This is a genomic window from Aquabacterium sp., assembly GCF_004297345.1.
Classification (GTDB): Bacteria; Pseudomonadota; Gammaproteobacteria; order Burkholderiales; family Burkholderiaceae_C; genus Aquabacterium.
Map to the genome: position 1 here is coordinate 1 of NZ_SCTN01000113.1, position 8,148 is coordinate 8,148.

General features: G+C 62.4%; 8 protein-coding genes. 3 read left to right on the plus strand and 5 right to left on the minus strand.

Annotated elements, in window-relative coordinates:
- Positions 1-88 precede the first annotated feature (88 nt).
- Entirely contained in the window at positions 89-1,012 is a 924-nt protein-coding gene (locus EPO09_RS03390; protein WP_290640145.1) for a triacylglycerol lipase, read from the plus strand.
- Between the two features lie 30 nt (positions 1,013-1,042).
- Here the strand turns inward: EPO09_RS03390 and EPO09_RS03395 are convergent, their stop codons facing one another.
- Positions 1,043-1,912: an AraC family transcriptional regulator gene (locus EPO09_RS03395; protein WP_290640147.1), complete on the minus strand. Its 870-nt coding sequence runs from the start codon at positions 1,910-1,912 to the stop codon at positions 1,043-1,045.
- Positions 1,913-2,047: 135 nt separating this feature from the next.
- Here EPO09_RS03395 and EPO09_RS03400 point away from each other — a divergent pair, with 135 nt between their 5' ends.
- Positions 2,048-2,593 carry a carboxymuconolactone decarboxylase family protein gene (locus EPO09_RS03400; protein WP_290640149.1) on the plus strand — a complete coding sequence of 182 codons (546 nt, stop codon included), beginning with the start codon at positions 2,048-2,050 and terminating at the stop codon, positions 2,591-2,593.
- A 35-nt stretch (positions 2,594-2,628) separates the two neighbouring features.
- Here EPO09_RS03400 and EPO09_RS03405 read toward each other — a convergent pair whose 3' ends face one another.
- The 3 genes from EPO09_RS03405 to EPO09_RS03415 are packed head-to-tail and all read right to left on the minus strand — an operon-like array spanning position 2,629 to position 6,583.
- Complete coding sequence (locus EPO09_RS03405; RefSeq protein WP_290640151.1) at positions 2,629-3,003, minus strand: YbaN family protein; 375 nt, start codon at positions 3,001-3,003, stop codon at positions 2,629-2,631.
- 14 nt (positions 3,004-3,017) lie between these two features.
- The gene (locus EPO09_RS03410; protein WP_290640153.1) at positions 3,018-4,826 is read right to left on the minus strand and encodes a glutamine--tRNA ligase/YqeY domain fusion protein; all 1,809 of its coding nucleotides are present in this window, start codon (positions 4,824-4,826) and stop codon (positions 3,018-3,020) included.
- A complete protein-coding gene (locus tag EPO09_RS03415) occupies positions 4,823-6,583 on the minus strand; it encodes a diguanylate cyclase (protein WP_290640155.1) in 1,761 nt (586 codons plus the stop codon). The genes EPO09_RS03410 and EPO09_RS03415 overlap by 4 nt, the downstream gene beginning before the upstream one ends.
- Before the next feature lie 365 nt (positions 6,584-6,948).
- Here EPO09_RS03415 and EPO09_RS03420 point away from each other — a divergent pair, with 365 nt between their 5' ends.
- The gene (locus EPO09_RS03420) at positions 6,949-7,713 is read left to right on the plus strand and encodes a hypothetical protein (protein ID WP_290640157.1); all 765 of its coding nucleotides are present in this window, start codon (positions 6,949-6,951) and stop codon (positions 7,711-7,713) included.
- 31 nt (positions 7,714-7,744) lie between these two features.
- Here EPO09_RS03420 and EPO09_RS03425 read toward each other — a convergent pair.
- The coding region (locus EPO09_RS03425) for a DUF3717 domain-containing protein (protein ID WP_290640159.1) at positions 7,745-8,148 on the minus strand (404 nt) is incomplete at its 5' end.

The window sequence follows — 8,148 nt, forward strand, 5'->3', positions numbered from 1 at the left end:
AACACCCCCCGGTACAAGTCCTGATGCCGTCCGGATTTCTCTGGCTCAATATTGTTATATCACATAACAATTTATCTGGAGTCAGATCATGTCCATGTCCTCTGCTTTCCGCTGGGCCCCTGTCGCCCTCTCTTTGCTGACGGCCCTGAGCACCTCGGCCTGCTATGCGGCCACCTCCTACACAGCGAAGACGAAGTACCCCATCGTGCTCGTGCACGGCATGGCCGGCTTCGACTCCATCATGGGCATCGACTACTTCTATCAAGTGCCCGATGAACTGCGCAAGAACGGCGCCACCGTGCTCGTGGCCTCCGTGTCATCGTTCAATGACAATGATGTGCGCGGCGAGCAGTTGCTCAAGCAGATGAAGGACTGGGCTGCGGCCAAGGGCTACACGAAGTTCAACCTGATCGCGCACAGCCAGGGCGGCCCGACTGCGCGCTACGTGCACGGCGTGGCCCCCGGCATGGTGGCCAGCATCACCTCGATCGGCTCCCCGCATGACCTGTCCGCCATGCAGGCCAACAACACCTTGGGTGACTTGCTGACCAATTACGGCAAGGTGGTGGCCGCCATGGGCTCCGTGATCGGCTGGGCCTCGGGCAACAGCAAGCTGCCGCAGGATCCTGCGGCCTTGCAGGCCTGGGCGTCCAACACGGCCGCCTTCAATGCCCGCTTCCCGGCTGGCAAGCCCACCAGCTATTGCGGTGAGGGAGCAGAAAAAGTCGGCGACACCTTCTTCTATTCGATCACCGGCAACCAGCCCGCCACCAACAGCTGGGACATCTCGGACGCCATCCTCAAGCAAGCAGGCGCCAGCACCCCTGGTGTGACCACCGATGGCCTGGTCCCGGTTTGCGCGGCGCACTGGGGCAAGGTCCTGCGCGATGACTACCCCTGGAACCACCTCGATGAAATCAACCATGTGCTCGGCCTGATCGGCAAAGGCTCGCCTGATCCGGTGGCCTTCTATGTGCAGCAGGCCGCACGACTCAAGGCCAAGGGCTTGTAAGCACCTTGCGTCAGCGTTGCACGAACGCAGTCAGCCGGATTGTTTGAGCCAGTCACGAGGCGACATGCCCACACGCTGGCTGAACACCCTCGACAGCGCCGATGGATTGGCATAGCCCAGTTCATCGGCGATCTGCTTGAGCGAGCGCCCTGCTCGCAACTGCGACTGCGCCAGGCTCAAGCGCCACTGCGTGAGGTAGTCCGCAGGGGTGTCGCCCACCTCCTGCTTGAACAAGGCTGCAAAGGCGCTACGCGACATGCCGGCACACTCGGCCATGCTGGCCAGCGACCAGTTCTGCCCAGGCTGCTCCTGCATGGCCACCAGCGCCTTGGCCAGGCGGGGCTCGGCCAGCCCATTGAGCAAGCCAGCACTGACGCCGCCTTCCTGAGGGTGATCCAGCAACCAGCGCAAAAGCTGCAGCAGCAGCACCTCGAACAAGCGGTCTGCCAACAAACGTTGCCCACAGCGCACACGCTCGGACTCACCGAACAGCAAGGCCAGTGTGTGGCTCATCTCCCCCATCTGCGACAAGGGCAGCACCATCAAGGGCGGCAATGACCGGGCCAAGGGGTGCATGGCACCACCATCGAAAGCAAGCGTCGCACAAGTGAAGTCACTGCCTTCTTCAGGCGCATTGTGGAAGTCATGCGCCATCGGCCTTGGGTAGAAGATCAGGGCTGGCTCGCCTACCTCCACCTTGCGCGGCGCGCCGCTGCGGGCCTTGTGCGTCACGGTCATGCTGCCTCGGCGCATCACGTGCAGAAAGCCCAGACCGGGCTCGGCCGCGAAGTGGGTGACACCACACAAGGGCCCGTTGTGGAACAGATGGGCTCGCACACTGAAACGCTCCAGCAGCGATGAGAGGCGATCGACCGCAGTGCTTGACACAGGCTCAGTCATGGACGATATGGTTTATTTCGTGGACTAAATGAATCCCATCATACAGACCAGAGCGAGACACTTTCCCTCAGCACAACGATGTGCCTCACGCCCGCAAGAGCATCAACAGGTATCCAACCAAGGAAAGGCCACACCATGTCCCGTCTCGCACTGCACACCACGTCTCAAGCCCCTGCTGCCAGCCAGCCACTGCTCCAGCAGATCCAGCAAGCCTTTGGCACCGTGCCCAATATGTTCAAGGCCGTGTCGAACTCACCCGCCGCGCTGCAAAGCATGTGGGGATCGTTTGGCGCACTGGGTGGTGGCAGCATCGACGCCCAACTTGGCGAGCAGATCGCCGTGGCCGTGGCAGACCGCAATGCCTGCGAATACTGCCTGGCCGCCCACACGGCCCTTGGCCGCAAAGCAGGCCTGTCCTCACAAGACATGCAGGCAGCACAGCAAGGCGAATCGTCAAATCCGAAAACAGCTGCCGCCCTGCGCTTTGCGCTCAAGCTGGTCAACGATCGCGGCCAGGTGTCAGACCATGACGTGCAATCGCTGCGCGAAGTGGGTTTCAACGACGGCCAGATCGTCGAGATCCTGGCGCACGTGGCGCTCAACTTGTTCACCAACTACGTGAACGTGGCGTTCGCCGTGCCGGTGGACTTCCCCGCCGTGCCCCTGAGCCGCAAGGCATGATCAGGCCCTGAGCGCAACCGCACCCGACGCTGCGGTCAACGCCTCGTCGGGATGCGCCAGACCACGATCAAACCGATGAAGGCCAGGCTCAGGATCAACACCTGCAAGCCAGGTCTTCCGGCCAGACGCCATGCGGACAGACCAACCATGGTCGTCATCATCGCGCTGGCCAGCCATTTCACCTTCAAGGGCAGCGCGTGATGCGCTTCCCAGTCCTTCACCATGGGCCCCAGCCAACGGTTGGACAACAACCAGGCATGCCAGCGTGGCGAGCCTTTGGCAAAGCAGGCCGCCGCCAGCAGCACGAACGGTGTGGTGGGCAAGCCAGGCAGGATGGCACCCAGCACGGCCAAACCCAGCGACACCCAACCCGCCAGGATCAGCGCGTAGCGGATCAGCGGGCGGTGCATCCGGGTGCCGTGGCTTACTTCGCCCAGTTGCCGTCCTTCATGCCCGTGATCTTGTTGAACACGGGCTTGCCTGCGGCGTGGTCCTTGCGATCAGCCACGAAGTAGCCAAAACGCTCGAACTGGAACTTCTGATCCGGCTGGGCCTGTGCCAGAGAGGGCTCGACATAGGCCGTCACGATCTTCTTGCTGTCGGGATTCAGGCTGGCCTTGAAGTCCTTGCCGCCGGCATCGGGATGGGCGTCGGTGAAGAGGCGGTCATACAGCCGCACTTCAGCGGCCACGCCATCTGCCACGCCCACCCAGGTGATCGCAGCCTTGACCTTGACGCTGTCTGCGCCAGGCGTGCCGCTCTTGGTGTCAGGCACCACGGTGGCCAGCACCTCGGTGATCTGGCCGTCGGCATCCTTCACGCAGCCCGTGCACTCGATGACGTAGCCACCCTTGAGGCGCACCTTGTTGCCAGGGAACAGGCGCTTGTAGCCCTTGGGCGGCACTTCTTCGAAGTCCTCGCGCTCGATCCACACTTCCTTGCCGATGGTGAACTGGCGCACGGGCGACTCGGTGCCTTCCGGAGGATGAGGCAGCGCAGGCAGCGCGCATGGCTCCAGATGGCCAGAGCCCATCACTTCGTCCCAATTGGTCAGCACCAGCTTGACGGGATCCAGCACAGCCATGCCGCGATGGGCCTTGTGCTCCAGGTCATCACGCAGGGCGATGTCCAGCGTGCTGTAGTCGATCCAGCTGTCGGCCTTGCTTACGCCAATACGCTCACAGAACAACTGGATGGCTTCGGGCGTGTAGCCACGGCGACGCAGGCCCACGATGGTCGGCATGCGGGGATCGTCCCAACCTTCGACCACGTTCTCATCGACCAGTTGCTTGAGCTTGCGCTTGGACGTGATCACATAGGTCAGGTTCAGGCGCGCGAATTCGTACTGGCGCGGCGTGGGCTGCTTGAGCAGGCCGCCTTCGGCCAGACGGTCTACCAGCCAGTCGTAGAAGGGGCGCTGGTCTTCGAATTCGAGCGTGCAGATCGAGTGGGTGATCTGCTCCAGCGCGTCTTCGATGGGGTGCGCGAAGGTGTACATCGGGTAGATGCACCACTTGTCGCCCGTGTTGTGGTGGGTAGCACGGCGGATGCGGTAGATCGCCGGATCGCGCATGTTGATGTTGGGCGCGGCCATGTCGACCCTGGCACGCAGCACCATGCTGCCGTCCGGGTGCTGGCCGTCGCGCATTTCGCGGAAACGGGTCAGGTTGTCAGCGGGCGAGCGGCTGCGGAAAGGGCTGTCCTTGCCGGGCGTGGAGAAGTCGCCTCGGTTGGCGCGCATCTCTTCAGGCGTCTGCTCGTCTACATAGGCCAGGCCGGCTTCGATCAGGTACTCGGCGGCGCGGTACATGTGGTCGAAGTAGTTGCTGGCGTAGTAGAGATGGCTCTCGGGCTGGCCATTGAAGTTCGAGCTCCAGCCAAAGCCCAGCCACTTGACGGCGTCCAGGATGGAATCGACGTATTCCTGCTCTTCCTTCTCCGGATTGGTGTCGTCAAAGCGCATGTGGCACACGCCACCGTAGTCACGCGCCAGGCCGAAGTTCAGGCAGATGCTCTTGGCATGGCCCACGTGCAGGTAGCCATTGGGCTCAGGCGGGAAACGGGTGCGGATCTTGGCGGGGTCAGGCTGCCCCTGTTCGTGGTGAGCGGCATCACCGGGCGAGCCGGCCCAACGGCGGCTGGCGTAGGTGCCCTGCTCCAGATCGCGGTCAATGATGCCGCGAAGGAAATTGCTGGGTTTCGAGGGGGTATTGTCGTCAATAGGCGCGTTCATGCGTCGATTCTATCGGCCCCCTCGCGTGCGCGACAAAACCGGCCCTTTCCTGCACGTTTTGCCTCATACATGGCGCCGTCTGCCTGCTTGAGCGCCGCCTCAAAACGCTCCGCATCCAATTCAGCCGCGGGCACGAGCGCATACCCCATCGACAAGCCAATGCGACAAACCACCTCGCCCAGTGCGAACGGCTGAGCCACGCAGGCCAACAACTTGTCGCCGACGCGATCGGCATCGTCTTCCCGACGCAAGCCGCTGGTCGCGATCACGAACTCGTCTCCCCCCAGGCGGCAAACCAGATCGCCGTTGCGAGTCGCACCGCGCAAGCGCTCGGACAAGGCCACCAGGAGCTTGTCGCCCACGTCGTGGCCATGCGTGTCATTCACGGGCTTGAACCCATCCAGATCGATCACGAAAATGGCCGCGATCGCGCCGGGCTGCTCCCGCTGACGCAGCGTCTGCAGCCCTTCGACCATGCCCCGGCGGTTGAACAAGCCGGTCAGCGGATCTGTCCGGGATGCCGTCAGCAAACGATCACGTTCAAGCTCCGCCGCCTGCGCGGCGAGACGCAACTCGTGCGAACGGATGTTGAGCACGATGGTCCAGGCGATCAAGTCCAGGGTGGCGCCAACCTGCATCGCGTGGTCTATCCAGAAACTCCAAGGCGCCCAACCGCGATGCAGCGCCATGCCAACGAACAGCGCGCCAGCATGGATGAACCACCCGACCAGCGTCCACAAGGCCAGACGCTCGCCCCTCCAAACCCGATGAACGAGCAGAGGCAGCAGCATGAGGATGGGCCAGGGCTCGATCAGCGTGAGCACGATCGTGGTCTGGCTTTCATCGACCACCCCCAGCAGGAGCAGGATCACCATCACAGCCAGCATGGCCGACAGGATGCGCAGCAAATAACTGCGACGTGGCGCCTGTCGGTGCACTGCCAGCGCCCGGTCGTTGAACATCATGGCGCCAATGGCCATCACCAGCATGGCCAGCAGCGTGGCATGCACGTTCCAGTCGGGCGCATTGGGCCACATGTGCTGCAAGGCCAGCCCGAAATAGCTCATGGAAAACAGGGTGGCGCCCAGCACGAACAAGCCGAACCAGACGTACATGCCGTCGCGCAAGGCCAGTGCCGCCACCACGGCATACGCCAGCAAGCACAAGCCCAGGCCGAACAACGCACCTTGCCAGAATTGAAGTGCACTCTCGCCTTGCACGACGGCCTGGGGCGTCTGCAAACGAATGGGCAACAAGACGGCGATGTCGGCTTGTTTGCGCACCTTCAGCAGCAGGTCCACGTCCTGCCCGGGCGGCAAGTTCAGTTCGGCTGCCTGGATGCGCGTCGGAATCTGACGGCTTTCAAACGGCAAAAAGCGCCCCATGGGCACCTGCTGGACGATGTGCCCTGCCACCGACACGTACAGGGTTAGCTCCTCCAGCGGCTGGAAGTCCAGCGTGAACCACCTTCGAGCTGAATCCGGCCCTTGGGCTGTCCGGATCGGCACTCGCAACCAGATGGTTTCCGATCGCGGTCCCAGATTGGCATAGGGCCCATCAGGATGCCGAAAACGTTGCAGCGGCAAAGCATCCACACCCGCCCGGTGATCGGGGTCCAGCCAGATTTGTGCACACGGCCACAGATCGACCACGGGCGCTGCATTGTCCAGCAGCAACCTGGTACAGGTGACTTCTGCCGCCATCGCCCCCCTCAGGGCAACGCTACACAGCAGCCACAGGGCCAGCGTCCACGCCATGCTGCGCCCCCAACTTGGGATGCCTCGGTAACCGATGTGTGCCTCCAGTTATCAACCAGAACGAGAGTACGCCTGGGGCCCACAGGATATCCCCAAGGCGAAGCGCCGAACATGCGATGAGCGGGCCTTCAGTCCGCCTTGTTACACCCGAAGAGCTGAACGGACCGTCAAACAAACCGGATCTCGTCAAACGGATTTCAAACAAACGTTCGATGTTACGCAGAGGAGAAATATCACCGTTTCAAACACCCCTTATTCAAGGGGTTGAGGCAAAACGCAAGGGTTGCCCCTCTCGGGCGGGGTCGTGGGCAAACGAAAGAATCAAGCCCATAGACAACGTCAAACGCCACCCGAAGGTCGTCAACATGCTCACAACCCGCTATCAGAAGGTCAACACGCTGAGTGTCGTGGACATCGCCCGCATGCACGAACTGTTCGAGGCCAACTACGCTTACAGCCCCTTGTCGACCTTCATCAGCGACCTGGAGAAGAAGGACGGCGCCTTCATCGTGCGCCACAAGGCCACGCAAGAGATCGTGGGCTTCTCGACCCTGGGCATCTACACATTCAAGCTTGGCGGCAAGCAGGCCAAGGGCCTGTTCAGCGGCGACACCATCATCGACCGCAACTACTGGGGTTCGCGCTCGCTGCAAAAGGCCTTTGCTTTCAAGCTGTTCTGGGAGGCACTCAAGTCCCCCCTGACGCCACAGTACTGGACGCTGATCTCCAAGGGCTACAAGACCTATCTGCTACTGGCACGCAACTTCCCCGATTTCTATCCCAAGCGCGGCGGCACGGCATCACCCGATCTGCAAGAACTGGTGACCGAGTACTGCGAAGCCATGTTCCCCGGCAAGCTCGACCACGACAAGATGCTGCTGGACTTTGGTGAAGGCGCCAATTGCCTGAAGGAGCACGTGGCCGCCATCACCGATGACATGCGTGCCGACCCCGACATCGCCTTCTTCGAACAGCGCAACCCGACGTGGCAACGCGGCACCGAGCTGCCTTGCATCGCCCGCGCCGATCTCAAGACCTTCCTGTCCTACATCTGGCCCTTCATTGCGAAGACCATGCGCGGCAAGCCATCGGGCGCGGCTCGAACGGAGCGGCAAACCCGCGCAGTGTGATCTGCACGGCCCAGCTACCCGCAGGCGGCACTCAACGCTGAAGGGTGGGAGATGAAACGTCGCCCGGGAGGGCAACGCCCTCTCTCGCCCGCTCGGCGTAGCGATTGAAGCGCCAGGAGGTGGCGTCCAGCGTGATGCGGCGCCAGGTGGCGCGTTTTTCGAAGGGGCTCATCTCGGGCCAGAGTTGCACTTCATCGAATGTGCGCCCGCATCCCTTGCAGATGTCGTCGCCCTGGCTGGTCGAGCAGATCGCGATGCAGGGCGTATCCGGCGTGGTCTCGTACCAGGCCAGCCACGCCGCACGCGCGGCCTTGGGCATGGAAACGTCATCGCACACCGTTTCACGGTAATAGACCATGAGCGCATACACCTCGGCCAGCGACTTGACCTCGTCGCACAGGCTGATGCCATCTGGCGAGGGACGCTGATCGCGCC